Source organism: Nocardioides sp., assembly GCF_036267815.1.
GTDB lineage: Bacteria > Actinomycetota > Actinomycetes > Propionibacteriales > Nocardioidaceae > Nocardioides.
The window spans coordinates 1-24,863 of the sequence record NZ_DATAVI010000023.1 but is presented as its reverse complement, the minus strand read 5'-3'; the positions used below and the strand labels follow the sequence as shown (position 1 = coordinate 24,863).

Sequence of the window (24,863 nt, the reverse complement as noted above, 5' to 3'; positions counted from 1 at the left end):
CTCCGGGACCCCCGCGGGTCAAGTGGACGGTCGCCGGGTGGTCGGGATCTGTGCCCTGCGTGACTGACGCCGGCGCATCATCGCGGTGGGATCGCCGCATGGCCAAGCCACCCGACGTTCGTCGTGCAGTCCGCATCGCGGCCACCGCCGTCGCCGGTCTCGCCGTGCTCGGCGGGCTGGCAGCGGTCGGCGGGGTCCCCGACTCCGGGAGGGTGCCCGCGGCGGGGCTCCTGCACTCCACCGCGAAGGGCCCGGGCGCCAGCAGTCTGGTCTCCTCCCACGCCGCTGCGGTCACCACGCCCCAGCAGGAGAAGGTCGAGGCGTACTGGACGCCGCACCGCATGAGCACGGCGATCCCAACCGACGCGGCGGTCGGCAACAATGTCCTCAGCCGTGAGGAGACCTCACCGCCCGTCGAGGGTAAGGCCGTCAAGGCCATGCCGAACTTGAAGATGGGTCGGGTGTTCTTCAAGATCGGCGCGGTCGACTACTCCTGCTCCGGGACCCTGGTCTCCAGCGCGAGCGGCGACGTGGTGGCCACGGCGGGCCACTGTGTGTTCGCCGACGGCGCCTATGTCAGCAGCTTCAGCTTCGTGCCGGAGTACCACGACGGCCAGGCGCCCGGAGGCGTGTATGCCGCCACGAAGCTCGTCACCACCGCGGAGTATGCGGGCTCGGAGGATCTGGAGTACGACGTGGGGTTCGCGTCCATGGACGACGTCTTGGGGATCCCTCTCGAGACGCAGTTCGGTGCGTACCCGATCTCGTTCGCCGGGAGCCCCCCCTCCGACGTCCAGATCTACGGCTACCCGGCCCAGGCCCCCTTCGACGGGTCGTCCATGTGGACGTGCTCGAGTGACTCGGTCCGGACCGTGGAGGGGTCGCACGACCTCGGCCTGCCCTGTGACATGACCGGCGGCGCCTCCGGCGGGGCGTGGCTCTCGCACGGCACCCTGGTCTCGGTCTCGAGCTTTCACTACGTGGACCTTCCCGGCGTCCTGTGGGGCCCGACCCTGGGCGCCGACGCCGAGGCGGCGTACCACGCGGCCGCGAGCGCGTGATCGCCCGGAGGGTCGCCAGTGTCAGGAAGGTGACAGACCTAGTGCCGTGGGTGGCGGCATCGTGGTGGCCAGCGGGCAAGCAGCCCGACACCAGACCTCGAGGAGTCCTCATGATGGCCATGGAGTTCATTGCCAGCGCCCTAGCGTTCCTGCCCACGCTGCTCGGGGTGACCGGCTGACCGGCTGACCGGCTGACGAGGTCGGAGAGTGGCGCGCCCGGAGGTATTCGAAACCCCAACCTTCTGATCCGTAGTCAGATGCTCTATCCGTTGAGCTACGGGCGCAGTGTCCAAGCCACGTGGAAGCCGTGACGAGGACTGGTCGAGGATAGCCGACCGCGTCGGACCGACCGAATCCCGAGACCGGGGCTCCGACCCCTCCGCTTCCTTTTACTCGGTTCGCCGGGATTTGCCGGACGCGGGCCCGAGTTCGACCTACCGTCGTGTGATGCCCTCCCTCTCCAGGATGTCTCTCGGGTCGTTGCTCGCGACCTCCGCGATGGCGCTGGCAGCGCTCACCCCGGCCGCCGGCCACGCGGTCACGGCGCCCGACGCCGGCCACGGACCTGGCGCGTTGGCGGTGCCGATGGGTGCCCCCTCCGCCAGCAACCCGACCAACCCGCTGGCCGACCGCGACTGGGGTGTCTACGAGGGGACCGCGGACCCCGCGTGGGCCCCGTACGAGAAGGCCACCGGAAGCCGGAAGACCGCCCTCGGCACGATCGCGCTGGCACCGAAGGCGAAGTTCTTCGGGGCCTGGATCTCCGACTCCGACATCGCCGACAAGGTCAGCCAGTACGTCCAGAACGCGACCGGCGGCGACCCTGACGTCCTGGTCCAGCTCACGCTCTTCCGGATGGTTCCCTGGGAGGGCGAGGCCTGCACGCGCCTGCCCACCCAGGCCGAGCGCACGTCGTACAAGAAGTGGATCACGACCGTGGCCACCACGCTCGGCGCCCAGCACGCGGCGATCGTCCTCCAGCCCGACGGCCCGTTCTTGAAGTGCGTCCCCGGCGGCTCGAAGGTCCCCGCCCACCTCCTGCGCTACGCCTCCCGCACCCTGTCGGCGCAGCCGAACGTCTCGGTCTACGTCGAGATGGGCTCCTCCGACTGGTTCCGCGGCAAGCCGGCGGAGGCGGTGTCGATGCTCGAGTCCGCGGGGGTCCGCACCGCCCGCGGGTTCGCCCTCGACACCTCCCACTTCGACTCCATCGGCCACCAGGTCGCCTTCGGCACCAAGATCGTCGCCGCGCTGGCCAAGGACGGCATCGCCGACCGGCACTTCGTCATCGACACCTCCGACAACGGACGCGCGTTCACCGGCGCGTGGTACCACGCGCACCACGCCGCGAAGCCGCTCGGCTACGCCAAGGCCTGCCACTCCGCCACCCAGCGGCACTGCGTCGCGCTGGGCGTGCCGCCGACCACCGACGTCGACTCTCCCGCCTGGGGCCTGAGCGCGGCGCGGGCCGCCGAGGCCGCGCGGCACGTCGACGGCTACCTGTGGGTGAGCCGCCCCTGGCTGGCCCACCAGAACGGCGCGTTCGCCCTGCACCGCGCCCTGGCCGAGATCAGGTACTCGCCCTTCGCCTGAGGTGTGACCGGCGTCATACCTGCTTGATCGATCCAATATGTCCGGACTCCTGACAGAGGTAACGTCCGCCCACACACGGGCGACAACGACGCCGGCCGACCGCACGACAACTTCACGTTCACCCCGCCGCGAGGCGGACCGGTGACCCTCTCGGGCCCGCAGGCGATCTGCCGGCATGGGCGGCCACCGCGACGTACGGAAGGACAGCACCACCGATGACTGCTGATACCCAAGCCCGGCCCGGCACCGACGACGACACCGCACCGACCAGCCATCGCGGCATCCTCGACTTCGTCTCCGAGGTCGCGGCCATGACGACTCCGGACCGGGTGCACTGGTGCACCGGCTCGGACCAGGAGTGGACCGAGCTCACCGACGCCCTGGTCGCCAGCGGCACCTTCACCAGGCTCGACCCGGCCAAGAAGCCCAACTCGTTCTGGGCCAGGACCGACCCGACCGACGTCGCCCGCGTCGAGGACCGCACGTTCATCTGCTCGCGCGAGGAGAAGGACGCCGGGCCCACCAACAACTGGATGGACCCCGACCGGATGAAGGCCCTCATGCGCGAGCTCTACGCGGGCTGCATGGCCGGTCGGACGATGTACGTGATCCCGTTCGTGATGGGCCACCTCGAGGCGGACAGCCCGATGTTCGGCGTCGAGATCACCGACTCGGCGTACGTCGTGGCGTCGATGCGGGTGATGGCCCGGATGGGCACCCAGGTGCTGCGTCGGATGGAGGAGCTGGACGCCGCGTTCGTGCCGGCCCTGCACTCCGTGGGCATGCCCCTGGCCGATGGCCAGCAGGACGTCGCCTGGCCGTGCAGCGACACCAAGTACATCGTGCAGTTCCCCGAGGAGCGGGCGATCTGGTCCTACGGCTCGGGCTACGGCGGGAACTCCCTGCTGGGCAAGAAGTGCTACGCCCTGCGCATCGCCAGCGCGATGGCGCGCGACGAGGGCTGGCTCGCCGAGCACATGCTGATCCTGAAGCTCACCTCGCCGCAGGGCGTCACCAAGTACGTCGCGGCGGCGTTCCCCAGCGCCTGCGGCAAGACCAACCTGGCGATGCTCGACCCGACCATCGCGGGCTGGAAGGTCGAGTCACTCGGCGACGACATCGCCTGGATGCGGATCGGGGACGACGGCCGGCTGTGGGCCGTCAACCCCGAGTACGGCTTCTTCGGCGTCGCGCCCGGCACCAACGAGCACACCAACCCCAACGCCATGCGCACCCTCAACGTCGGCAACTCGGTCTTCACCAACGTCGCGCTCACCGAGGACGGCGACGTGTGGTGGGAGGGTCTGGAGAACACCCCGGCCCACGCCACGAGCTGGAAGGGCCAGCCCTGGACCCCTGAGGCGGCGGCGGAGACCGGCGAGCTGTCGAGCCACCCCAACAGTCGCTACTGCACGCCGATCAAGCAGTGCCCGATCCTCGCCCCGGAGTACGACGACCCGCGCGGCGTCCCGATCGACGCCATCTTGTTCGGCGGTCGTCGCAAGACGACGATCCCGTTGGTGACCGAGGCCCGCGACTGGGCCCACGGCACCTTCATGGGCGCGACGCTGAGCTCGGAGACCACCGCCGCGGCGGTCGGCCAGGTCGGCATCGTGCGCCGTGACCCGATGGCGATGCTGCCGTTCATCGGCTACAACGCCGGTGACTACTTCAGCCACTGGATCGGCATGGGCAAGGACCACGACGAGGCCAAGCTGCCGCGGATCTTCTACGTCAACTGGTTCCGTCGCGCGCAGAACGACGACGGCAGCGAGGGCGGCTTCCTCTGGCCGGGCTTCGGGGAGAACAGCCGGGTCCTGAAGTGGGTCATCGAGCGGATCGAGGGCCAGGCCGCCGCCGTGGAGACCCCGATCGGCCACGTGCCCACGCCGGAGTCCCTGGACACCGACGGCCTGGACATGAGCGCCGAGGAGCTCGCCGCGGCCCTCAAGGTCGATCCCGAGGAGTGGAAGGCCGAGATCCCGCAGATCCAGGAGTGGTTCGAGAAGTTCGGCGAGCAGCTGCCCGCCGTCCTGTGGACCGAGCTGGACGGCCTCAAGGCGCGCCTCGGCGTCTGAGCGGGTCCGGAAGGCGTCGCACGGGCGGCCGTCACAGGCGGGCGGAGCAGCTCCTGCACTGTGATGGCGCACCGCCCGATGTGCGACGATGCGAGCGTGCCAGACCTGGGTCAGCGGGAGCGAGAGGTCTTCGAGTCCTCGGCCGCCCCGCTGTACGAGGAGGCGGCACTCAGTGGCGGGCTGAAGGACTCCGACCCCCGGCTCCAGCACGGCGGCGAGCTGCGCGAGGCGCTCGACCTGCTGGTCTCGCTGAGCCTGCTGGTGCACGATCCGGACAACGCCTCCTACGTACCCGTCGACCCCTCGACCGTGCAGTCGCACGTCGTGGGCCCGATGAGCCAGCGCGGCGCCGACCTGCTCAACGAGTCCTCGGAGTGGGCCCGCGCGTTCGGTGGCCTCTCGCAGGCCTGGCGGCGCTCGCCGGGAGCGGTCCGCGGCCCGATCAGCGAGTTCCACACCCACGCCATCGGGGTCTTCATCAGCGGCGCGGTCGCCGAGGCGGAGGAGGAGCTGCTCACCGCCCAGCCCCAGACCGGCCGCGAGCGGGCCAGCCTCAAGGCAGCCACCGAGCGCGACCAGGCCGCCCTGGAGCGCGGCGTCACGATGCGGACGCTCTACCAGCACAGCGCGCGCCGTCACGCGATGACGCGCAGCTACGTCGCCGAGGTGACCGCACTCGGCGCCGAGGTGCGCACGCTCGACGAGTTCTTCAACCGGATGATCGTGGTCGACCGGCGGCTCGCGATCATCCCCGGACCGAGCGGCGACGACGTCGCGATCGCGGTCCAGGAGCCGGCGCTGGTCGCCTACCTCGTCGACGTCTTCGAGCGCGCCTGGGAGCGGGCCCGCCCGTTCACCAACACCGAACGCTCGATGATGAACGACATCGCCCGCGAACAGCGGGCGATGACGATCCGGATGCTCATCGAAGGGCACTCCGACCCGGTCAGCGCCAAGCGCCTCGGGGTCAGCGCGCGCACCTTCGCGGGCTACGTCGCCGACCTCAAGACGGAGTACGACGCCGAGACGCGCTTCCAGCTCGGCTACACGATGGGCCAGCGCGGCGTCTCGGGCCGCGAGGACGACTGAGGTCCGGCCGCCAGGACCGGTCGGGGGTCAGCGCTGGGAGGGCGGCGCCTTGAGGCATCCCGCGCAGGGCCAGTTGGTGTCGAGCGCGTGGGCCGGCGCGTGAGCCGCCGGCGCCGTGATGCCGAGCACGCCGACGCTGAGCGCCGCGGCTGCGAGCGTGACGGCGACCTTCCGCATCATCTTCATGAGTGGCACATCCTCCCGGGGGTCCAGAGCACCTGCCCTGGAACTACCCATTCTCTGGAGGCTTGAACCGGCGCGACACATCGGCGGTGGCTCAAATAGTTGCAATGCACATAGTTGCAAGGACGGTGCCCGAACCACCGCGACTCCGTACTCACCGACGATACGTCACAGGCCTCGCCACCGACAGCGGCGAGGCCTGTGCCCACTGGCGGAGGCGGCGGGATTTGAACCCGCGAGAGGGATTAACCTCAACCCGCTTAGCAGGCGGGCGCCATAAACCGGACTAGGCGACGCCTCCCGTCAGCCCGCACAGGCTACAAGGACCAGCACGCGGCCACCCAAATCACCGCTCGCGCGTGTGCGCGTCGCGCACGCGGTCGCGAACGTCGCGGGCGAACCGGTCGGCATCGCCGGCGATCGCGGCCATCGGCAGCCGGGTCGAGCGCCCGTCGCGCAGCCGCACGACCAGGCACGGTCGTCCACCGGGACTGGTCGCGAGCACCTCGGCCACCTCGGCCCACGACGCATCGCGGACCCCGACACCCGACAGCAGCCGCACGACGTACCCCTGCGTGGTCAGGCGCACCGTCCACGCCCGGCGCAGGAGAAACCACGACCAGGCCGCGGCCAGCCCGAGCCCCGGCACGGCGACCGCGGCGACCGGTGCCCAGCCGATGCCCGCCACCGCGTCGACCACGGTGACCACCACGACCAGGACGGCCAGGGTCACCAGGCTGCGGCCCACCAGGCGCGCGCCGAGCGCCGGCGCCAGCCGGTACGTCGCGGTCGGCTCCGGGGCAGGCTCAGGGCTGGTCATCGCAGGCTATTCAACTGAAACCGTCGCGAGCCCCACGAATCCGCACGCTTCCCGGCCTTGCCGGGTGACGCGGTCGGGTCCACAGTGGAGGAGACACCGTGGAGGTCCCCCATGACGGCAATGACAGCGGCGCTCGAGGACCTCCTGCGGCCTGGATCCGACCGCGGCAGCCTCAGTGCCTGGCGCTGGTCGGTGCGCCGGCAGCTGGTCCCGGTGCGCGACCAGCTGCTGCGCGAGCACCCCGCGCGACACGAGGCGTGGCTCTCCGCCCGGGCCACCCGCATGCTGCGCGAGCGCGACGAGCTGATCGCCCGGCTGAACGCCGTCGCGGCCGAGGTGCTCTCCGCCCCGGACGCCGACGACCTCGCCGACCGGCTCACCCGGCTCCTCGCCGACATCGCCCGCCACCACCAGCGGGTCGACGATCTGGCCTGGGACGACGTCGAGCTGGAGATCGGCGGCTCGGAGTAGCCTGTGCCGCTCGGAGGGGTGCCGGAGTGGTCTATCGGAACCGCCTTGAAAGCGGTCGCTGGCAGAGATGTCAGCCGCGGGTTCGAATCCCGCCCCCTCTGCCGAGTCCCAGGAGCGGAGCGCCCCAGGAGCGGAGTGCTCAGTAGCGGAGTGCTCAGCGCTCGGCGGTCAGCTCGACGAGGATGTCGCCCTCCTGGACGACGTCGCCCGGCGTGACCTTGATCGTCGCGACGGTGCCGGCGTGCTCGGTGAGCACCGGGATCTCCATCTTCATCGACTCCAGCAGGCAGACCGGGTCGCCGGCGGCGACCGCGTCTCCCACGGACACGTCGATGGCGATCACGTTGGCGACCATCTCGGCCAGGATCCGGACCGTCTGCTCGCGGGGCACGGTCCGAACCTAACCGATCGCGGGCGGCTCACCACAGGGCGTGGGTGCGACCCGGCTCCGGACGTGGCTGCGACGACTCCTCCTCCGGGGCGTGGCGGCGTCCGCGCCGGCCGCTCGGCGAGGTCAGCCACAGGTCGATCCTGATCAGGGCGAACCCGAGCAGCAGGCCGATCAGCCATCCGTAGCCCGTCGCGAGCGCGACCTCCCGCACGCTCCGGCCGGGGTCGACCAGGCAGTAGGCCACGGGCGCGCTGACGCCGATGCCGAACGCGCAGATCCACCACCCCTGCCGCCGCCGGGCACGCATGTGCGTGCCCCAGGTCAGCGCCGGAACGCCGAGCAGGGCGATGATCGGGCGGGGGAAGGCGCCCAGGTGGTGGTGGCTCCAGCGCACGGAGTCGTCCAGCGCCTCCACCAGGCTGTGGGTGCCGTACCGCTGGAGCAGCTCGGCGTACCCCACGGTCAGGACGAGCATGATGCTTCCCGCCACCACCGTGACCATGCCCCGCGAGCCCAGCCCGTGCAGACCGGCACCCAGCCGGTAGACGGTGACGACCGAGGCCACCAGAGCCAGCGCCAGCACGGTGTACTCGAACCGGTGCAGGTCGACGGCCGGCGACCAGGCGAGAGTCGCCATCGCGCCGAGGGCCGAGACCAGCAGCGCGACCAGCGTCTCCCGCACCGTCACCCACAGGCTCGCGGCCGGCACGGTGACCATGACCGCCAGCACGGCGGTGAGGACCGCGGTGACGACGGCCGCGCCACTGCGCAGGGTGTTGTCGTCGACTCCCACCACCGCCAGGCCGAGGACCACGGCGAGCCCGCCGAAGATCACCGGGCGTCCGCCCGTGCGTGCGGCCAGGCCCCAGGCGTACGCCGTCCCGGTCGCGACGGCGCCGGCGTCGGCCAGCCGCTCGCCCGTCTGCCCGCCCGGGCCCAGGAGGCCGACCAGGAGGGCGGTCGCCGCGGCGACCACGAGCAGGAGCCACGCGGCCAGGGCCGCGGGGTGAGGACGAGACACGGTCGGTGACGCTACAGCCGGCGGTTGGCCAGCGACGGGTTGGTGCGCCGCGCCTCCGCCACCACCGTGAGATCGATCTCAGCGGTGAGCACCTCCGCGTCCTCGCCGCCCTCGACCAGCACCTCGCCGAGCGGGTCGACGACCATCGAGTGACCGGAGGACAACGGCGCGGGCTGGCCCACGCCGACGACGTAGACGGTGTTCTCGATGGCCCGGGCTCGCAGCAGCGTCGTCCAGTGGTCGACCTTGCGAGGGCCGGCGACCCACGCCGCCGGGACCACGACCACCTCGGCACCGGCATCGACCAGCCGCCGGGCGAGCTCGGGGAACCGCAGGTCGTAGCAGGTCAGGATGCCGACCGTCACACCGTCGAGCTCGAAGGTCGCGGGCTCGACCGGCCCCGGCGCGAGCACCTGGGACTCCTGGTAGCCGAAGGAGTCGTACAGGTGGATCTTGCGGTAGTCGAGGTGGGCGCCGCCGCGCACCACCACGGTGTTGAAGGGGATGGCGTCGGTCTGCTCGAACATCCCGGCGACGACCGTGGTGCCCCGCTCCCGGGCCACGCGCTCCACCTCGGTGGCGAAGGGCCCGTCCAGGGGTTCGGCGTACGGCGTGAGGTCGGAGCCGGGCTCCCCGAAGTAGCGCTGCCACGCCTCGGGGAGCACGACGAGGTCGGCACCGGCCGGTACCACCTCGCCGAGCCGTCGGCGGTTGTCCGCCGGGTCGAGCGAGGACGCTTCCTGCACCAGCACCACCTTCATGGGGCCAGCCTGCCACCATGCACGGGTGAGGTGGGCAGCGGTGATCGTGGCCGGCGGCGCGGGCTCGCGCGTCGGCGGCGCCGACAAGGCCGCACTCCGTCATCGCGGCCGGCCCCTGCTCGAGCACGCCCGCGCCGCCGTGGCCGACGCCGACGAGGTCGTGGTGGTCGGTCGCGACGTCGGCGGCGGACCTCTGGCGGCGCTGGCTGCGGGAGTGGCGGGACTGCGCGAGGACTACGACCTGGTCGTGGTCCTGGCCGTCGACATGCCGCACGTCACGTCTCGGACCGTGGCGCGGCTCCTCGCGGCCGCGGACGGCTGCGACGGCGCGTGGCTGACCGACCCTGGCGGCCGCCGCCAGCTCGCCGCCGCGATCCGGCCAGGAGTGGTGCCGGCCCCGGAGACCGTGCCCGGCGCCCCGATGAGGCTGCTGATGGACGCGGGGTCGACGCGCGACGTCCCGGCTCTCGGCGCGGAGGCCGACGACATCGACACCTGGGAGGATCTCGCCCGGATGGAGGGGCCCGATAGATTGGGCGCCGTGAATCTGCACGACTGGATCGACGAGCTGTGCGACACCCTCGACATCGAGACCGAGGTCGACGAGTCGCTGATCCTCGACGTGGCGAAGGTCGCCGCCGACAACGTCATCCGGATGGCCGCGCCCATCACGACGTACCTCCTGGGCTACGCCGCGGGCGCGGCGGCGGCCGACGAGGAGGGGGTCGAGCGCCTGGCCGCCCGGGCCCAGGCACTGGCCGAGGGCTGGGACCGACTCTCCGGAGCCCCCGACCCGGTGGACGTCGAGGACGAGGTCCCCGACGACGCCGCGGTCGACCACACCGACGACGAGTACGACGAGTGAGGGCGGTCCTCCCGCGCGAGCCAGGCGGGCCGGAGGTCCTGGAGTACGCCGAGGTCCCCGACCCCGAGCCGGGCCCGGGGGAGGTGCTGGTGGACGTCGTCGCGACGGCCGTCAACCGCGCCGACCTCCTCCAGCGCCAGGGCCACTACCCGCCGCCGCCGGGTGCCTCCCCGATCCTCGGCCTGGAGTGCAGCGGCACCGTCGCGGCGCTCGGGGCGGAGGTCGACGGCTGGCAGGTCGGCCAGCAGGTGTGCGCCCTCCTCGCCGGCGGCGGGTACGCCACCCGGGTCGCGGTGCCCGCCGGGCAGCTGATGCCGACGCCGGACGGCGTCGACCTGGTCACCGCCGCCGCGCTGCCGGAGGTGGCGGCCACCGTCTGGTCGAACCTGATGATGGTGGCCGGCCTGCGCACCGGCGAGACCTTGCTCGTGCACGGGGGGGCCGGCGGCATCGGCACCTTCGCGATCCAGCTCGCCACCGCCCTGGGAGCCCGCGTGTTCGCCACCGCCGGCACGGAGCAGAAGCGTGCCCTGTGCACCGGTCTCGGGGCGGAGATCGCCATCGACTACCGCGACGACGACTTCGTCGCGGTGCTCAAGGGGGCCACCGGCGGCGCCGGGGCCGACGTCATCCTCGACAACATGGGCGCGTCGTACCTCGGGCGCAACGTGGAGGCGCTGGCGACGCAGGGCCGGCTGGTCGTGATCGGGCTCCAGGGTGGGACGAAGGCCGAGCTCGACCTGGGCATCCTCATGCGCAAGCGCGCCGCGGTCGCCGGGACCACCCTGCGGGCACGTCCGGCCGGGGAGAAGGCCGCCATCTGCGCGGCCGTCGTCGAGAACGTCTGGCCGCTGGTGGCCGACGGCACCATCCGCCCGGTGGTCGGGACGACGTTGCCGCTGTCCGAGGCGGGACGGGCCCATCGCCTGATGGAGAGCGGCGAGAGCACCGGCAAGATCCTCCTCACCGTCTGAGCGCCGTGCCGGCAGTGGCGGCTCGTTTGTAGGGTGGCCGCATGAGCGAGGAGCAGTCCGGACAGCAGCACGTCATCGTGGTCGGCCCGGACGGACAGCCCGTCTCCGTCCCGGCCGAGGCCGTGGTCGGGGGCGCGGGTGGGGACGACGACGGCGACGACCTCCGCGAGCTCACCGACCTGGTGGAGCAGCCGGCGAAGGTGATGCGGATCGGCAGCATGATCCGGCAGCTGCTCGAGGAGGTGAAGTCGGCGCCGTTGGACGACGCCAGCCGCAACCGCCTCAAGGAGATCCATCGCGCCTCGATCAAGGAGCTCGAGAGCGGCCTGGCCCCCGAGCTCGTCGAGGAGCTGGAGCGGCTGTCGCTGCCCTTCACCGAGGAGGCCACGCCGTCGGACGCCGAGCTGCGCATCGCCCAGGCCCAGCTCGTCGGCTGGCTCGAGGGTCTCTTCCACGGCATCCAGACCGCCATCTACGCCCAGCAGGTCTCCGCCCGCGCGCAGTTCGAGCAGATGAGACGCGCCCTCCCGGGCGGTCAGCAGCCGGGCGGACCCCGGCAGACCCTCGGCGGTCAGGGGCCCGGCGTACCCCAGCAGACCGGCGAAGAGGGCGGCCAGTCCGGCATGTACCTCTGACCCCGCCCCGCCCCGCCCCTCCCCCGCTCAACGTTGAGATGCGTGTTCCAACCCGTTGAGATGCGTGTTCCAACCCGTTGGGGAGCCGCTGTCAATCTCGCGGGTAGAGCCGCACCACGGGACGCTGGGCGTGGCTCAGGGCGGCGGAGACCTCGGCGATCCACCGCCGGTCGCCGATGCCGGCGAAGTCGGATCGGTCCACGACGATGACGGTCCATCCGTTGGCCTCCAGCCAACGGCGGCGGGCCTCGTCTCGCGCTCGGGCCTCGGGCGAGGTGTGGAACTCCTCACCGTTGTACTCGATCGCCACCTTCGCGTGCGGGTAGGCCAGGTCAAGCCGGTACGTCGGGACGCCGTCGACGTAGACCCACCACTGGAGCTCGGGCGCCAGCAGACCGTGGTCGAGCAGCTCCAGCCTGGTCCACGACTCCCGCTGGGACTCCGCGCGCGGGTCCACCAGGGGCGCCAGCTCGCGAAGCTGGACCACGCCCCGCCGCCGAAAGTAGCGCGGCAGGATGTCGTACAGGTCGCGATGGCTGAAGCCGTGGGCGCGCATCAACGCGTCCATTGCAGCCAGCGCCTGTCGACGCGGCAACGCACACCCCAGGTCCGCCGCCGTGCGAAGGGGCGTCGTCACCTTGACGCCGTCGACCTCCAGCCAGTCGCTGGGTGACAGGTCGCGCGAACCACCTCGCACCTCCTTGCGCTCTGACCGCCGACGACCACGCAGGACACAGGTCTCGACCGGCGGTATGCCGTCGAGCTCACGGAACTCGTGGACATCGACACCCCAGATCCAGGCTGCGGTGCGGTCGCAGGCAACCGACGTCTCGTTGACCACCCAAGCCGCGGCCGCGAGCTTCGCCGAGGTCGTCAGAGGGATGTCGGCACGTAGGACGACGCCGCGGAGGACTGGCCGCAGGAGCCCACGACGTACGGCGCGACGCAGCCGGCTGGGGGTGAGTCCGTGCGCCGCCGCGCATCGAGTCGCGATCGGGACGACGGGTAGCTCCGAGAGGTCCATCGCCCCAGGCTTGCCGTAAATCGTCGCGGCCGCTCGGCCAGTGCCCGAGAGCTGTGGATAACCCGGCAAGGGTGAACACAACTCGCCACTCAACAGGTCAGAACCCGCAACTCAACAGGTCAGAACTCACCACTCAACGGCGGGGGCGGCCACTCAACTGGGGCGGCGGCCGAGGCGGCCGACGACGAGCAGTCCGAGCAGGCTCACGATCACCAGGGCGGCGCCCGGGGCGAGCAGGCGGGAGAGCGCGGGTGGTGAGGCGTCGGCGACCATGGTGAACGTCGCGGTCGCCGGTTGGCTCTTGCGCGGCTGCACGCCGTCGCCGAGCTTGGCGATCACCTGGGCGGTGAGCTTCGTGCCGGCCTTGGCCGTGGCCGACGTGGCCATCAGGCGCGAGCCGTCCTCGGTGACGAAGAAGATGTAGCGCCTGCCGTGCTTCAAGGTGGCCGGGGGGCACCTCGTGCCGACGGCGGCGGTCACCACCACCGAGTCGGTGACCAGCGACCCCTGGTAGACCCGGTCGGGGGTGACCTTGTAGGTCCGGGAGCGCTGCCTGCCCTTGCCCTTGACCGGCCGGACCTTGTCGACCACCCCGCGGAACACATCGTCGGCCTGCCTGATCTGCTTGGCCAGGCCGGGCTGCCGGCAGGTCGCGGGCGCCGTCGCCGCGGACGCCGGTGCCAGCACCGCCGGGGTGGCCACGAGGGCGCCGGCGACGAGCGCGGCCCAGGCGGCCACGCCTCGCACCCGTCGCGTTCCGGTCATCCCACCATCACATCACACGGCCACGACCCAGGCCGAACAGCCGGCCGAGCGTCTGCGCCACCCCCTCCTCGGCGTTGCCCGGCGCCAGCTCGTCCGCGACCGCGCGCACGCTCTCGTGCGCGTTCGCCACGGCGTACGACGGGCCGGCCCAGCCGAGCATCGGGATGTCGTTGGGCATGTCCCCGAAGGCCACGACCTCCTCGCGCACCACCCCGAGGCGGGTCGGTGGTCCAGGTGGGCGTCGCCAGGTCGCCGACCGCGTCGGTGACGCGGGACCGGAACTCCACGGGGTCCATGGTCAGGTGCTGGGCGAGGAGCTTCACCGCCGGCTCGTCCCAGAGCTCGGTGAGGTCCCCGACCCGCATGTCCGGCGGAGTCGGGTGCAGGTCGACGTAGCCGGGCTCGTGGCGGTACCCGCTCAGGACCTCCAGCCCGAACGCCGTGCCGGGCACGGCCGCCCGGACCAGCGCGGCGAGCGGCAGCCCGGCCTCGGCGCAGATGCCGTGGGACTCCACCACCTCGCGCCGGCCGATGTCGTAGGTGACCGCGCCGTTGGAGACGATCCCGATGCCGCGGTCGCCACCGACCCGGGGCCAGAGCGACTCCATCCGACGCAACGGCCGGGCGGTCACGACGACGACCCGGACGCCCTGCTCCTGCACCTGCCTCAGCACGCGCTGGGTGTACTCCCCCAGCTCGCCGGCGCCGTCGAGGAGGGTCCCGTCGAGGTCGGTCGCGACCAGCTTGAGCCCGGTCACGTCGCCGGCCAGTAGCGCTCGAGCTCGGTGGCGGCGCCGTCGTCGTCCACGGTGTCCGTGACGGCGTCGGCGGCCTCCCTGACGAGGTCGACCGACTGACCCATCGCCACCCCGCGGCCGGCCCACTGGAGCATCTCGATGTCGTTGCGGCCGTCGCCGATGGCGAGCACGTCGGCCCGGTCGACGCCCAGCTCGGCCGCGACGTGCTCCAGGCCGAGGGCCTTGCTGACCCCGACCGGTGCGAGGTCGAGCCAGGCGGTCCAGCCCACGACGTACCCGATCTCGTGCAGGCCGAGCTGCCGGGGCAGCTCGGCGAACTCCTCGACCGACGACTCCGGGTCACGCACGATCACCCTGCTCACCGGTCGGGCGACCAGGTCCGCGACGTCGGTGATGATCGACTCACCCTGGAGCTCGCCCTCGGGGAACCGGCTGTTGACGCGGTACCCGATGCCCCGCTCCTCGACCGCGACCAGCGCGTTCGGCCGGTGCTCGAGGATCGCGGACACGGCCGGCGCGGCGTCGAACGTCACCTCGTGCACCACCTCGACCGGGGGGTAGCGGAACACCACGGCGCCGTTGCTCGCGACCACCCAGAGGCGATCGTCGGAGCCCTTGTGGAGCTCCAGCAGATCGGCGACCGAGGACATGCCGTACGGCGAGCGACCGCTGGCCAGGACCACGTGCGCCCCCGCGGCCTGCGCACGGTGGACGGCGGCCTCGACCGAGGGGCTCACCCTCATCTCGGTGACGCCGCTGCCGGCGCTCCAGGCCAAGAGGGTGCCGTCGATGTCGAGCGCGACCAGGCGTGGTCGCCAGCTCGTCTCGTGGGTCACTCGGTGACCGGCTTGAGCACCTCGAGACCCCCGAGGTAGGGCCGGAGCGCCTGCGGGACGACCACCGACCCGTCCGCCTGCTGGTGGGTCTCGAGGAGGGCGATGATCGGGCGGTTGGTCGAGCACAGGGTGCCGTTCAGGGTCGCGATCGGCCGGATCTCCGGATCCTTGCCGTCGGCCGGGAAGCGGCCCCGGGTGTCGAGCCGTCGGGTCTGGAAGTCGGTGCAGTTGGAGGTGGAGGTGAGCTCGCGGTAGCGGCCCTGGCTCGCGATCCACGCCTCGCAGTCGAACTTGCGCTGCGCCGAGAGGCCGAGGTCTCCGGCGGCGACGTCGATGACGCGGTAGCAGAGCTCGAGCTTGTCGAGGAACTCCTTCTCCCACTCCAGCAGCCGGCGGTGCTCGGCGAAGGAGTCCTCCACCGTGGTGTAGACGAACATCTCCACCTTGTCGAACCAGTGGACCCGGAAGATCCCCCGGGTGTCCTTGCCGTGCGAGCCGGCCTCCTTGCGGAAGCACGGGCTGAACGCGGCGTAGCGCAGGGGCAGGGTCGTCGCGTCCAGGATCTCCTCGGAGTGGTACGCCGCCATCGGCACCTCCGAGGTGCCGACGAGGTAGAGGTCCTGGCCCTCGATCCGGTAGACGTCGTCGGCCGCCTGGCCCAAGAAGCCGGTGCCCTCCATGGCCCGCGGCTTGACCAGCGACGGCGGCACGACCTGGGTGAACCCGTTGGCACGCGCCTGGTCGAGCGCCATGTTCACCAGCGCGAACTCCAGCTGGGCGCCGATCCCGGTCAGGAAGTAGAACCGCGACCCCGACACCTTGGCGCCGCGCTCGATGTCGATCGCGCCGAGCATCCGGCCGAGCTCGACGTGGTCGCGCGGCTCGAAGTCGAACTCCGGCGGGGTGCCGACGGTCTCGAGGACGACGAAGTCCTCCTCGCCCCCCGCCGGTGTCTCGTCGGCGGCCAGGTTGGGGATGTCCAGGATCGCGCGTCGCCACGCCTCCTCGGCCTCGGTCTGGGCCGCCTCGGCGGCCTTCACCTCGGCGGAGAGCACCTTGGTCTGCGCGAGCAGGGCGGCCTTCTCCTCGCCCTGCGCCTGCGGGATCTGCTTGCCGAGCTGCTTCTGCTCGGCGCGCTTGGCCTCGAAGGCCACGATGGCTCCGCGGCGAGCCGTGTCGGCGGCCACCGCCAGGTCGACGACGGCGTCGGAGAGCCCGCGCTTGGCCTGGGCGGCTCGGACGCGGTCGGGGTCCTCTCGCAGCACCTTCGGGTCGATCACAGGCAAAGGCTATCGGCGCGACGCCGAGAGCAGCACACGAGTTCGCCGACGAGGCCTCCCGGCATACTGGCGCGCGTGCTCGACCGACCCCGCCCCCTGCTCCTGGCGTGGGCCGGCGTGTGCGCGGTCGCGTTCGCGACGCTGGCGATCCTGGTCCACATGACCCGGACCCCGCTGGGCAGCGTCGACGACGTCGGGCGGTCCGCCGAGCACTGGGCGCGGGGGAGCGCCGGCCTGGTGCACGTGCTGCGTGGCGTGGAGGCCTGCTTCGCGACGGTCGGGACCGTGGTCCTCACCGTGCTGCTCGTCGTCCCGCTGTGGCTGCGTCATCACCGCCGGGCCGCCGGGTACACCGTGCTCGTCGTGGTGAGCACGAGCCTGCTCTACCCCGCGGTCAAGGCGGTCGACGGCCGTGAGCGCCCGGTCTGGCAGAACCCGCTGGGCCGGCTCACCTCGGGGTCCTTCCCGTCCGGGCACGCCGCCACCACCGCCGCGCTGGGCGGTGTCGTGGTCGTCCTGGCGGCGATGCTGGTACGCCGCTCGGGGCTGCGTCACCTCATCTACGTCGTGGCGGTGCTGGTGCCGCTGCTGGTCGGCGCGGACCGCGTGCTCCTCGGCCGGCACTACCCCAGCGACGTCCTCGGGGGCTGGCTGCTGGGCACCTGCATGACGTTGCTGTGGCTCGCGGTCTACAGCCCGCTGCCGCGCAGCCACGCGGAGTTCGCCGTACCCCTGACCGAGTCGGTGCCGTCGAACCGGCGGTTGGCGGTGGTGGTCAACCCCTCCAAGCTCGAGGACGTCGGGCAGTTCCGCTCGATCCTCACGGCGATGGCCGGCGAAGCCGGGTGGTCGGCACCGAGCTGGCACTACACCACCGTCGAGGACCCGGGCACGGGCATGGCCGAGGAGGCCTCGGTCGCGGGCGCCGACCTCGTGCTGGTGTGCGGCGGCGACGGCACGGTGCGCGAGGTCTGCGCCGAGCTGGCCGGCACCGGCATCCCGGTCGGGATCATCCCCGCGGGCACCGGCAACCTGCTCGCCCGCAACCTCGGTGTCCCGCTCTACCTGCGGTCCGCGATCGACGTGGCCCTGACAGGTCAGGACCGCGCGATCGACCTGGTCGAGGTCTCCGGCGACGGCATGGCCGACACCCACTTCATGGTGATGGCCGGGATGGGCCTGGACGCCGCGATCATGCAGGGCGTCAACGAGCAGCTCAAGGCCAAGGTCGGCTGGGTGGCCTACCTGCTCTCGGGGACCAGGGCGATGATGTCTCCCGTGGTCCGGATCGAGATCTCGGTGGACGGCGAGGACCCGACCCCACACCGGGCTCGCACCGTCGTGGTGGGCAACGTCGGCACCCTCCAGGCGGGGATGCCCCTGCTCCCGGACGCGGCCATCGACGACGGCCTGCTGGACGTGGTGCTGCTCTACCCGAAGCGGATCGTCTCCTGGCTGCCGCTCGCCTTCCGCGTGCTCGCACGTCGGCCGGAGACCGACGAGACCATCGCCCGGATGCGCGGGCGCACGGTCACGGTCCGCGCCGCGTCACCGACCCCGCGGCAGCTCGACGGAGACCCCGTCGGCGCCGGCCGTGAGCTCACCATGACCTGCCTGCACGGCCGGGTCCTGGTCAGGGTCCCCCGCTGAGCCACCGCGCAGGCGGTCGACGAGCCTCGCCAGCTTCGCCTCGAGCTGGGCCTCGGTGCCGTTGTTGGTCAGCTGCACCGACGCGAGCACGATGGGCCTGGCCTTGTCGAGGGCCTCGACCTCCGCGCGGTCTCGGGCGCGCATCTCCTCGGGGCTGAGCGGACGAACCACCCGGGCTCCGAGCCGGGCCTCACGGACGCTGCGGTCGGCGTGGATGGCGATGGTGACCAGGCGGGCGTCGTACTCCCCGTGGAGCAGGTCGAGCTCCGCACCGCTGTAGAGACCGTCGACGACGGCGACGCCGTGAGACCGCAGCGAGGACTCGATGGCCGGCAGCGAGCGCCGGGCCATCACGGCCATCCCCTCCTGGCGACGCAGGTCCTCCCGGACCACCCGCTCGTTGTCGGGGGTGATCGGCAGGCCCAGGCGCTCGACCTCGCCGATGACGACCCCGCCGAAGTAGACCGGGTCCACGGAGTACACGCGCTGGAGGTAGCCGACCGCGACGGACTTGCCCGTCCCGGCGAGGCCGAGAACGGCCAGTACCTGACCTGTCGCCGTCACGGCGACGACCCTATCGGCAGTCCCCGAACGCGGTGAACGACGCGTTGAAGCACACCGCGCCCAGGGGCGAGGCCACCAGGGTCGGCGCGGAGTACGCCGAGCCGCCCTGCGGCTGCCAGGAGTACACGTCGTAGCGACCGGGCGTGGAGGTCGCGACGCGGGTGTAGAGCAGGCCCGACCGGGCGACCCAGGAGCCGGCGCCGAGCGGGACCGGTCCACGGGCGGTCAGCGGCTGGAGGTGTCCGGCCCATCGGACCATGACCTGCCACCCCGCGCCCGTCGTGTGCCGCAGGCTCCCCTCGGTCACGTCGCCGACCCGGACCGCCGCACCTTCGCGGAGGGCGGGGGCACCGTCGGAGAGCAGCGGCGGCAGGTCGGCCTGCGTGCCCAACGCGGCGTCGGTGGTGGCGTGGTGCTGATGCGGCCGGCTCGAGGCCGGCGGCGTCACCTGCTGACGGGTGGCCGAGGTCGCCGGCCGGTCGTGGTCGAGTCCGCGCAGCGCGAACGGGACCGTGATCGCGGCACCGACGAGGACCACCCCGGCGATGACCGCGAGCCGCCGACGACGTGCGCCTACCGCTGATCCCAGGCCCGTGCCCGGGAGATGAGTCGTGGCCATCGGCAACCCCCGTTGCTCCACACCCGTCGGCGCGCGGGGATCCGCCCGATCGGAGGCCCGTCACGTCTGGAAGACGTGTGGCGCCGCGACGGAGTTGCTCGACACGCCGGACCGTGTCCGAGTCGTGACCTTGCGTCGGTCAGGCCCCGGTCAGGGCCTCAGGGCCGGGCGTGGCCGATCGCCTCCGACTCCTCCTCCGACAACGGCTGGTCGCAGGTCCACGAGGCGACGCTCTTGGCATAGGTCCGGGCATCGGAGCGCCCGTGGATGGAGGTCAGCACGACGCCGTCGCCGGCGTCGTCCAGGAGCGCCACCGACCACGAGAGGCGCCCACCCATGTCGCCGAAGGCGTCGTAGCGGACGACCGCGAGGTGGCGGAGCGCATCGGCGCCCTCCACCCGGAGCGCGGCCACCTCCTGCCGCAGGCCCTGGACGTCCTCCGGCAGGGCGCCGCCGGCGAGGCCGCCCACGGCGGCCGCGTACGCCCGCTGGCCTCGCAGGGCCACGAGGGCGAGGGCGGCGGCGACCAGCGCCACCACGAGAGCCACGACACCGAGGATCCACACGCTGAACGAGAGTAATCGTGCGCGGGGCGAACATGTGACACTGACGCGCGTGAGGATCGTCTACCAGGGTGAGCCGGGCTCCAACTCGCACCTGGCCTGCCAGCAGCGCTTCCCCGACGCGGAGCCGATCGCGGCCGCGAGCTTCGAGGACTGCTTCGCGGTGGTCGAGAACGGCGAGGCCGACCTCGCGATGATCCCCATCGACAACTCCTTGGCCGGCCGGGTCTCCGACATCCACCACTTCCTGCCGACCTCGCCACTGCACATCGTGGCCGAGCACTTCGTGCGGATCCGGTTTGCCCTGCTGGGCATCCCCGGGACCCGGCTGGACGACGTGCGGACCGTGCACAGCCACGTGCACGCCCTGGGGCAGTGCCGCCGGGTGATCCGCCAGCACGGCCTCGTGCCGGTGATCTCGGGCGACACCGCCGGAGCCGCGCGGGAGGTGAAGGAGGCCGGCGACCGCAGCCAGGCGGCCATCTCGCCACCGCTGGCCGCAGAGATCTACGGCCTGGAGATCCTGCTGGACGAGGTCGAGGACGAGGACCACAACACGACGAGGTTCGTGGTCCTGTCCCGCGACTTCGAGAAGGCGCCGGCCGGCAACGGCGCCGTGGTGACCAGCTTCGTGTTCAACGTCCGCAACCTCCCCGCCGCGCTCTACAAGGCGCTCGGGGGCTTCGCGACCAACGGCGTGAACATGACCAAGCTCGAGAGCTACATGGTCGGTGGGGAGTTCACCGCCACGCAGTTCCTGGCCGAGGTCGACGGGCACGCCGACGACCTGCCCGTGCGCCAGGCCCTGGAGGAGCTGGCGTTCTTCACCACCGAGGTGAAGATCCTCGGCGTCTACCCCGCGGACCCGTTCAGGCAGCGCCCTCCGCGGCCATGACGTAGAACATGGCGCCCTGGGGGTCGGCGATCATCGACATCCGACCCACCCCCGGCACGTCCATGGCGGGCACGACCGTCGTACCGCCAAGCTCGCCGGCCTTGGCGACGCTGGCGTCGACGTCCTCGACGTTGAAGTAGACGTTCCAGTGGGGCGGGACCCCGTCGGGCAGCATCGCGAGGTCCATGCAGCCGCCGACCTGGCGGCCGTTGACGTCGGTGAGCACGGTGTAGCTGCCCAGCTCGCCCATCTCCATCGCCTCGCTGCCCATGCCGAGCACCGCGCCGTAGAAGGCGACGGCGGCCGCGACGTCGGAGGTGACGCACTCGTTCCACGTGGGCGTGCTGGGCTCGTTGGCGCGCTGGGTGCCCTTCGTCTCGCCCGCCTGCCACAGCCCGACGCGAGCGCCGGTCGGGTCGACGATCGCCGACATCCGGCCGGCCTCGCCGACGTCGAACGGCCCGGCCTCGACCGTGCCGCCGGCCGCCTCGACCTTGGCGGTCGCCGCGTCGACGTCGTCGACCGCGAGGTAGACCCCCCAGTACGCGGGGTGGCCCTCCAGGCCCTGCGGCTGACCGCCGACCCCGCCCAGCTCGCTGCCCTGGAAGGTGGCGACGTAGTAGTGCCCCATCTCGCCCATGTCGTTGTCGTCGTAGTCCCAGCCGAACAGCCCGGCGTAGAAGTCGCGCGAGGCGGCCTGGTCGGGCGTCGAGAGCTCGACCCAGCTCGGTGTGCCCTGGTCGTAGTGCTCGAAGGTGGCCATGGTTCTCCCTCTCGTCCGATGGGGCTCGTCCGGTGGGGCCCGCCCCTCCGAGGAGCCAACACCCCGGCACCGACAGTGGCAATGCCCGGTCCGGATAGGTTGAGCAAAGTGGACCTCGCCGTGCTCGCCATCGCCTTCGGCGCGATCTTCCTGGTCGAGCTCCCGGACAAGACGTTCGTGGCCACGCTCGTCCTCTCCACGCGCTACCGGCCGTTGGCCGTCTGGGTCGGGGTCGGGCTGGCCTTCCTGGCGCAGACGCTCCTGGCGTGCACGGTCGGCGGGCTCGTCACGCTGCTGCCCCACCGGCTCGTCGAGATCGCGGCCGGCCTGATCTTCGCCGTCGGCGCCGTGCTGCTGCTGCGCGAGGCTCCCAAGGCGGACGCATCGGAGGCCGCGACCGAGGAGGAGTACGCCGCGAAGGCCGGCACCTCGAGGTCCGGTCTGGCCGCGGTGGGAGCCAGCTTCCTGGTGCTGTTCGCGGCCGAGTGGGGCGACCTGTCCCAGCTGCTGACCCTCAGCCTGGTCGGCCGCTACCACGACCCGGTCTCGGTGTTCGTCGGTGCCTGGACCGCCCTGCTGACGGTGTCGGGGCTGGCCGTCGTCGCCGGGCGCGTCCTGCTGCGCTACCTCCGGCTCTCGACGATCCACTACGTCGGAGCGGCCGTCTGCCTGCTGCTCGCCGCCATCACGGCGTACCAGGTGGTTGCGGCCTGACCCCCAGGCCCAAGCCCCCGGTTAGAGTGCGGCCCATGTCGACCAGCCCCAGCTCTCGCGGCCCGCGTGCCGCAGGCGCGGACTCGGAGGTCGGGCGCCTGCGGACGGTGATGCTCCACCGGCCCGGTCCCGAGCTGACGCGCCTCACTCCCCGCAACAACGACCGGCTGCTCTTCGACGGCATCCCCTGGGTGGCGCGCGCCCAGGAGGAGCACGACGCGTTCGCCGCCGCGCTGCGGGCCAGGGACGTGGAGGTGCTGTACCTCACCGAGCTGCTGACCGAGACCCTGGCCGACGAGGCCGCCCGCGACCGGGCGATCGAGACGGCGCTGGAGAGCCTGCACCTCGGCGAGACCATGCGGCGCTGGCTCGGTCCGATGCTGCACGGCTCCTCGCCAGAGGAGCTGACCGGGCATCTGACCGCCGGGGTCCGCAACGACGAGGTCCGGGGCGGCTTCGGCCTGGTCACCTCGCTGCTGCCCAGCGACGACTTCCTGATCGACCCGCTGCCCAACCTGCTGTTCACCCGCGACTCCTCGGTCTGGGTGCGCGAGCAGGTGACGATCACGTCACTGGCGATGCCGGCCCGGGCTCGCGAGACCCAGCTCACCGAGCTGATCTACTCGGCCCACCCGCGCTTCGCCGTCGCGTCCCGCCTGCACGGTTGGCGTCACGAGCACGTCGAGGGCGGCGACGTCCTCCTGCTCGCCCCGGGCGTGCTGGCGATCGGCGTCGGCGAGCGCACCACGCCGGCCGGCGCGGAGCAACTGGCCCGCGAGGTCTTCACCGCCGGCCTCGCGCACACCGTGCTCGCCGTCCCGATCGCGCAGGAGCGCGCGACCATGCACCTGGACACCGTGTGCACGATGGTCGACATCGACAAGGTCGTGATGTACCCCAACATCGCCGACACCCTCACGGCGTACACCGTCACGCCGGTCCCCGGCTCGGAGGACGCCGGCCTGGAGCTCCGGGTCGGCGGCGCCGAGCCCTTCCTGGTCGCCGCCGCGAAGGCGATGGGGATCGACACGCTGCACCAGATCGACACCGGCCTCGACCCGGTCACCGCCGAGCGCGAGCAGTGGGACGACGGCAACAACACCCTGGCCCTCGCGCCGCGGGTCGCCGTCGCCTACGAGCGCAACGACGAGACCAACGCCCGGCTGGAGGACGCCGGCATCGAGGTGGTCCGCATCGCCGGCTCGGAGCTGGGCTCCGGGCGGGGCGGCCCGCGGTGCATGAGCTGCCCGATCGAGCGCGATCCCCTGCCCTGATCGGGAGGTGGCCGTCCTTGTCGAGACGTGAGAGGGCCCGGTCGATGTCGACGGGGGAGGCAACAACGACCGGGCCGTGGACGACGCTAGCGAACCCGCCACAGCGGGGCAACCCGGTGCCCGGCGTGTCCAGGCGGGCGTCGGGGGCTCAGCGGAGAGTGCTCAGCGGAGGGTGACCTGCTGGCTGGTGAGCCTGGTGCGTGCGGCGCGCTCGGTCGGGCCCGGGCCCGTCTCGTCGCCGAGGGCCTCCTCGAGCCGGACCGCGAACGCCGCCGCCGGGTCCTCCAGCGGGTCGCCGAGGCCGTGGCGCACCTGGAGCCCGGCCAGACCTCGCCGGAGTCACGCACCATCGCCGGCGCCGCCATCGGCAGCATCGTGCCCAGCTGAGCCGTGGCAGGCCTTGTAGCGCCGCCCCGAGCCGCGCGGACACGGCTCGCGCGGACCCACCTCGCCGGAGGCGACCTGGGCGCGCGCCCGGTCACGTGCCAGGGTCCGTGACCTCTTGGCCGTGGCGCGAGGGTAGCCAGAGGTCTCTCTCGTCGAGCCAGCCGATGACGCTGCTCGGCTTGTCGGTGATCACGGCGTCCACGCCCAGGGAGAGGCACAGGTCGAGCTGCTCGGGGGTGTTGACCGTCCAGACGTGGACGTCGCGTGGGTTCTCGGCCATCTTCTGGGCGAACCTCGGGTGCTTGGTCAGCGCCTCCATGCCCGGACCCAGGATCCAGTCGTCATCGACCACCGGCCCCAGTACTGGCCAGTGGCGCGCCTTGTCGATCAGCATCACCAGCCGCAGACCGGGCGCCAGGCGCTGCATCCGCTGGAGCGCGACGTAGGAGAAGCTCATCACCCGGGCCGGGCTGTCGGCGCCGGACCAGCCGAACTCCGCCAGCGCCTCGACCACGCGGCGTTCGACGAGCCCGCCGTACCGTGTCGGATGCTTGGTCTCGATGGCCAGCTCGATCCGGCGGTCCGCCTCGGCGACCGTCTCGAGGAGCCGGTGCAGGGTGAGCACCTTGTCGAGGTCCGGGTCGGGGTCGCCGGCCTCGTCGTCGAAGGACGCCCAGGGGTTCTTCCAGGATGCGAACTCGAGCTCGCCGAGGTCGGCCAGCTCCATGGTGGAGACCAGGCCGCGCGTGCTCGCCGTACGCCGCAGGTCGCGGTCGTGGACGCAGATCAGGTGGCCGTCGGCGGTGAGCCGGACATCGCACTCCAGCGC

At 72.1% G+C, this 24,863-nt stretch carries 30 protein-coding genes and 3 tRNA genes; 14 read left to right on the top strand and 19 right to left on the bottom strand.

The window, feature by feature from the left end:
* The first annotated feature begins 98 nt into the window (after positions 1-98).
* Together VHW64_RS03715 and VHW64_RS03710 are read left to right on the top strand one after the other, a co-directional pair.
* Entirely contained in the window at positions 99-1,061 is a 963-nt protein-coding gene (locus VHW64_RS03715; protein WP_329649158.1) for a hypothetical protein, read from the top strand.
* A gap of 29 nt (positions 1,062-1,090) precedes the next feature.
* Positions 1,091-1,240, top strand: coding sequence for a hypothetical protein (locus tag VHW64_RS03710; RefSeq protein ID WP_329649157.1), 150 nt, complete (start codon positions 1,091-1,093; stop codon positions 1,238-1,240).
* Positions 1,241-1,269: 29 nt separating this feature from the next.
* On the opposite strand, the gene VHW64_RS03705 is transcribed toward VHW64_RS03710, so the two are convergent.
* Positions 1,270-1,345, bottom strand: a tRNA-Arg gene (locus VHW64_RS03705).
* A gap of 163 nt (positions 1,346-1,508) precedes the next feature.
* Here VHW64_RS03705 and VHW64_RS03700 point away from each other — a divergent pair.
* From VHW64_RS03700 to VHW64_RS03690, 3 genes are all read left to right on the top strand, one after another.
* Positions 1,509-2,654 (top strand): glycoside hydrolase family 6 protein, encoded by a 1,146-nt coding sequence (locus tag VHW64_RS03700; protein ID WP_329649156.1) that lies wholly within the window; start codon positions 1,509-1,511, stop codon positions 2,652-2,654.
* 215 nt (positions 2,655-2,869) lie between these two features.
* The gene (locus VHW64_RS03695; protein WP_329649155.1) at positions 2,870-4,732 is read left to right on the top strand and encodes a phosphoenolpyruvate carboxykinase (GTP); all 1,863 of its coding nucleotides are present in this window, start codon (positions 2,870-2,872) and stop codon (positions 4,730-4,732) included.
* A 96-nt stretch (positions 4,733-4,828) separates the two neighbouring features.
* The gene (locus VHW64_RS03690; protein ID WP_329649154.1) at positions 4,829-5,821 is read left to right on the top strand and encodes a LuxR family transcriptional regulator; all 993 of its coding nucleotides are present in this window, start codon (positions 4,829-4,831) and stop codon (positions 5,819-5,821) included.
* A gap of 27 nt (positions 5,822-5,848) precedes the next feature.
* Here VHW64_RS03690 and VHW64_RS03685 read toward each other — a convergent pair whose 3' ends face one another.
* The 3 genes from VHW64_RS03685 to VHW64_RS03675 form a co-directional block, all read right to left on the bottom strand.
* A complete protein-coding gene (locus VHW64_RS03685; RefSeq protein WP_329649153.1) occupies positions 5,849-6,007 on the bottom strand; it encodes a hypothetical protein in 159 nt (52 codons plus the stop codon).
* 206 nt (positions 6,008-6,213) lie between these two features.
* A tRNA-Ser gene (locus VHW64_RS03680) sits at positions 6,214-6,305 on the bottom strand.
* A 45-nt stretch (positions 6,306-6,350) separates the two neighbouring features.
* Entirely contained in the window at positions 6,351-6,824 is a 474-nt protein-coding gene (locus VHW64_RS03675) for a hypothetical protein (RefSeq protein ID WP_329649152.1), read from the bottom strand.
* Between the two features lie 111 nt (positions 6,825-6,935).
* On the opposite strand from VHW64_RS03675, the gene VHW64_RS03670 reads away from it, so the two are divergent.
* Together VHW64_RS03670 and VHW64_RS03665 are read left to right on the top strand one after the other, a co-directional pair.
* The gene (locus tag VHW64_RS03670) at positions 6,936-7,295 is read left to right on the top strand and encodes a hypothetical protein (RefSeq protein ID WP_329649151.1); all 360 of its coding nucleotides are present in this window, start codon (positions 6,936-6,938) and stop codon (positions 7,293-7,295) included.
* Between the two features lie 12 nt (positions 7,296-7,307).
* Positions 7,308-7,396 (top strand) — tRNA-Ser (locus VHW64_RS03665).
* A 53-nt stretch (positions 7,397-7,449) separates the two neighbouring features.
* Here the strand turns inward: VHW64_RS03665 and VHW64_RS03660 are convergent.
* Genes VHW64_RS03660 through VHW64_RS03650 form a run of 3 tightly spaced genes read right to left on the bottom strand, consistent with a single transcriptional unit; the run spans position 7,450 to position 9,468 of the window.
* A complete protein-coding gene (locus VHW64_RS03660) occupies positions 7,450-7,686 on the bottom strand; it encodes a biotin/lipoyl-binding carrier protein (protein WP_329649150.1) in 237 nt (78 codons plus the stop codon).
* 28 nt (positions 7,687-7,714) lie between these two features.
* Positions 7,715-8,707 carry a hypothetical protein gene (locus VHW64_RS03655; protein WP_329649149.1) on the bottom strand — a complete coding sequence of 331 codons (993 nt, stop codon included), beginning with the start codon at positions 8,705-8,707 and terminating at the stop codon, positions 7,715-7,717.
* Between the two features lie 11 nt (positions 8,708-8,718).
* Complete coding sequence (locus VHW64_RS03650) at positions 8,719-9,468, bottom strand: carbon-nitrogen hydrolase family protein (RefSeq protein ID WP_329649148.1); 750 nt, start codon at positions 9,466-9,468, stop codon at positions 8,719-8,721.
* Between the two features lie 25 nt (positions 9,469-9,493).
* Here VHW64_RS03650 and VHW64_RS03645 point away from each other — a divergent pair, with 25 nt between their 5' ends.
* Genes VHW64_RS03645 through VHW64_RS03635 form a run of 3 tightly spaced genes read left to right on the top strand, consistent with a single transcriptional unit; the run spans position 9,494 to position 11,942 of the window.
* Positions 9,494-10,333: an NTP transferase domain-containing protein gene (locus VHW64_RS03645; RefSeq protein WP_329649147.1), complete on the top strand. Its 840-nt coding sequence runs from the start codon at positions 9,494-9,496 to the stop codon at positions 10,331-10,333.
* Complete coding sequence (locus VHW64_RS03640) at positions 10,330-11,307, top strand: NAD(P)H-quinone oxidoreductase (RefSeq protein ID WP_329649146.1); 978 nt, start codon at positions 10,330-10,332, stop codon at positions 11,305-11,307. The genes VHW64_RS03645 and VHW64_RS03640 overlap by 4 nt, the downstream gene beginning before the upstream one ends.
* Positions 11,308-11,348: 41 nt before the next feature.
* Positions 11,349-11,942 (top strand): bacterial proteasome activator family protein, encoded by a 594-nt coding sequence (locus tag VHW64_RS03635; protein WP_329649145.1) that lies wholly within the window; start codon positions 11,349-11,351, stop codon positions 11,940-11,942.
* A 91-nt stretch (positions 11,943-12,033) separates the two neighbouring features.
* On the opposite strand, the gene VHW64_RS03630 is transcribed toward VHW64_RS03635, so the two are convergent.
* The 5 genes from VHW64_RS03630 to serS all read right to left on the bottom strand — a co-directional run bounded on the left by VHW64_RS03630 (position 12,034) and on the right by serS (position 16,605).
* Positions 12,034-12,966, bottom strand: a complete 933-nt coding sequence (locus VHW64_RS03630; protein WP_329649144.1) for a hypothetical protein — start codon at positions 12,964-12,966, stop codon at positions 12,034-12,036.
* A gap of 153 nt (positions 12,967-13,119) precedes the next feature.
* Positions 13,120-13,731, bottom strand: coding sequence for a hypothetical protein (locus VHW64_RS03625; RefSeq protein WP_329649143.1), 612 nt, complete (start codon positions 13,729-13,731; stop codon positions 13,120-13,122).
* Positions 13,728-14,489 (bottom strand): HAD family hydrolase, encoded by a 762-nt coding sequence (locus VHW64_RS20380; RefSeq protein WP_329649142.1) that lies wholly within the window; start codon positions 14,487-14,489, stop codon positions 13,728-13,730. The genes VHW64_RS03625 and VHW64_RS20380 overlap by 4 nt, the downstream gene beginning before the upstream one ends.
* The gene (locus VHW64_RS03615) at positions 14,486-15,325 is read right to left on the bottom strand and encodes an HAD-IIB family hydrolase (protein ID WP_329649141.1); all 840 of its coding nucleotides are present in this window, start codon (positions 15,323-15,325) and stop codon (positions 14,486-14,488) included. Before VHW64_RS03615 ends, VHW64_RS20380 begins: the two co-directional genes overlap by 4 nt.
* Positions 15,322-16,605 carry a serine--tRNA ligase gene (gene serS, locus VHW64_RS03610; protein WP_329649140.1) on the bottom strand — a complete coding sequence of 428 codons (1,284 nt, stop codon included), beginning with the start codon at positions 16,603-16,605 and terminating at the stop codon, positions 15,322-15,324. Before serS ends, VHW64_RS03615 begins: the two co-directional genes overlap by 4 nt.
* A 75-nt stretch (positions 16,606-16,680) precedes the next feature.
* Between serS and VHW64_RS03605 the strand changes: the two genes are divergently transcribed.
* Positions 16,681-18,255 carry a diacylglycerol kinase family protein gene (locus VHW64_RS03605; RefSeq protein ID WP_329649139.1) on the top strand — a complete coding sequence of 525 codons (1,575 nt, stop codon included), beginning with the start codon at positions 16,681-16,683 and terminating at the stop codon, positions 18,253-18,255.
* Here VHW64_RS03605 and VHW64_RS03600 read toward each other — a convergent pair.
* The 3 genes from VHW64_RS03600 to VHW64_RS03590 all read right to left on the bottom strand — a co-directional run bounded on the left by VHW64_RS03600 (position 18,154) and on the right by VHW64_RS03590 (position 20,004).
* Positions 18,154-18,819 carry a hypothetical protein gene (locus tag VHW64_RS03600; protein ID WP_329649138.1) on the bottom strand — a complete coding sequence of 222 codons (666 nt, stop codon included), beginning with the start codon at positions 18,817-18,819 and terminating at the stop codon, positions 18,154-18,156. The two genes, VHW64_RS03605 and VHW64_RS03600, sit on opposite strands and share 102 nt — an antisense overlap.
* A 10-nt stretch (positions 18,820-18,829) precedes the next feature.
* The gene (locus VHW64_RS03595; RefSeq protein ID WP_329649137.1) at positions 18,830-19,438 is read right to left on the bottom strand and encodes a hypothetical protein; all 609 of its coding nucleotides are present in this window, start codon (positions 19,436-19,438) and stop codon (positions 18,830-18,832) included.
* A gap of 158 nt (positions 19,439-19,596) precedes the next feature.
* Positions 19,597-20,004, bottom strand: coding sequence for a DUF4446 family protein (locus tag VHW64_RS03590; protein ID WP_329649136.1), 408 nt, complete (start codon positions 20,002-20,004; stop codon positions 19,597-19,599).
* Between the two features lie 40 nt (positions 20,005-20,044).
* On the opposite strand from VHW64_RS03590, the gene VHW64_RS03585 reads away from it, so the two are divergent.
* The gene (locus tag VHW64_RS03585; RefSeq protein ID WP_329649202.1) at positions 20,045-20,896 is read left to right on the top strand and encodes a prephenate dehydratase; all 852 of its coding nucleotides are present in this window, start codon (positions 20,045-20,047) and stop codon (positions 20,894-20,896) included.
* Here VHW64_RS03585 and VHW64_RS03580 read toward each other — a convergent pair.
* Positions 20,871-21,659 (bottom strand): VOC family protein, encoded by a 789-nt coding sequence (locus VHW64_RS03580; protein ID WP_329649135.1) that lies wholly within the window; start codon positions 21,657-21,659, stop codon positions 20,871-20,873. The two genes, VHW64_RS03585 and VHW64_RS03580, sit on opposite strands and share 26 nt — an antisense overlap.
* Before the next feature lie 108 nt (positions 21,660-21,767).
* Here VHW64_RS03580 and VHW64_RS03575 point away from each other — a divergent pair, with 108 nt between their 5' ends.
* A complete protein-coding gene (locus VHW64_RS03575; protein ID WP_329649134.1) occupies positions 21,768-22,373 on the top strand; it encodes a TMEM165/GDT1 family protein in 606 nt (201 codons plus the stop codon).
* A gap of 35 nt (positions 22,374-22,408) precedes the next feature.
* Positions 22,409-23,647, top strand: coding sequence for an arginine deiminase (locus VHW64_RS03570; RefSeq protein ID WP_329649133.1), 1,239 nt, complete (start codon positions 22,409-22,411; stop codon positions 23,645-23,647).
* A gap of 162 nt (positions 23,648-23,809) precedes the next feature.
* On the opposite strand, the gene VHW64_RS03565 is transcribed toward VHW64_RS03570, so the two are convergent.
* The 3 genes from VHW64_RS03565 to VHW64_RS03555 form a co-directional block, all read right to left on the bottom strand.
* Positions 23,810-23,959, bottom strand: coding sequence for a DUF5926 family protein (locus VHW64_RS03565; protein ID WP_329649132.1), 150 nt, complete (start codon positions 23,957-23,959; stop codon positions 23,810-23,812).
* Positions 23,960-23,986: 27 nt separating this feature from the next.
* Positions 23,987-24,094 (bottom strand): hypothetical protein, encoded by a 108-nt coding sequence (locus VHW64_RS03560; RefSeq protein WP_329649131.1) that lies wholly within the window; start codon positions 24,092-24,094, stop codon positions 23,987-23,989.
* A 31-nt stretch (positions 24,095-24,125) separates the two neighbouring features.
* Positions 24,126-24,863: glycerophosphodiester phosphodiesterase family protein (locus VHW64_RS03555; protein WP_329649130.1), on the bottom strand; the 738-nt coding region annotated here is incomplete at its 5' end.

What these genes read in the sequence shown, in the direction of transcription:
- VHW64_RS03625 (WP_329649143.1), bottom strand. Translation starts at nt 13,731, where the DNA reads ATGACCGGAACGCGACGGGTGCGAGGCGTGGCCGCCTGGGCCGCGCTC.
- VHW64_RS03715 (WP_329649158.1), top strand. Translation starts at nt 99, where the DNA reads ATGGCCAAGCCACCCGACGTTCGTCGTGCAGTCCGCATCGCGGCCACC.
- VHW64_RS03635 (WP_329649145.1), top strand. Translation starts at nt 11,349, where the DNA reads ATGAGCGAGGAGCAGTCCGGACAGCAGCACGTCATCGTGGTCGGCCCG.
- VHW64_RS03595 (WP_329649137.1), bottom strand. Translation starts at nt 19,438, where the DNA reads ATGGCCACGACTCATCTCCCGGGCACGGGCCTGGGATCAGCGGTAGGC.
- VHW64_RS03670 (WP_329649151.1), top strand. Translation starts at nt 6,936, where the DNA reads ATGACGGCAATGACAGCGGCGCTCGAGGACCTCCTGCGGCCTGGATCC.
- VHW64_RS03570 (WP_329649133.1), top strand. Translation starts at nt 22,409, where the DNA reads ATGTCGACCAGCCCCAGCTCTCGCGGCCCGCGTGCCGCAGGCGCGGAC.
- VHW64_RS03685 (WP_329649153.1), bottom strand. Translation starts at nt 6,007, where the DNA reads ATGAAGATGATGCGGAAGGTCGCCGTCACGCTCGCAGCCGCGGCGCTC.
- VHW64_RS03580 (WP_329649135.1), bottom strand. Translation starts at nt 21,659, where the DNA reads ATGGCCACCTTCGAGCACTACGACCAGGGCACACCGAGCTGGGTCGAG.
- VHW64_RS03700 (WP_329649156.1), top strand. Translation starts at nt 1,509, where the DNA reads ATGCCCTCCCTCTCCAGGATGTCTCTCGGGTCGTTGCTCGCGACCTCC.
- VHW64_RS03675 (WP_329649152.1), bottom strand. Translation starts at nt 6,824, where the DNA reads ATGACCAGCCCTGAGCCTGCCCCGGAGCCGACCGCGACGTACCGGCTG.
- VHW64_RS03630 (WP_329649144.1), bottom strand. Translation starts at nt 12,966, where the DNA reads ATGGACCTCTCGGAGCTACCCGTCGTCCCGATCGCGACTCGATGCGCG.
- VHW64_RS03695 (WP_329649155.1), top strand. Translation starts at nt 2,870, where the DNA reads ATGACTGCTGATACCCAAGCCCGGCCCGGCACCGACGACGACACCGCA.
- VHW64_RS03650 (WP_329649148.1), bottom strand. Translation starts at nt 9,468, where the DNA reads ATGAAGGTGGTGCTGGTGCAGGAAGCGTCCTCGCTCGACCCGGCGGAC.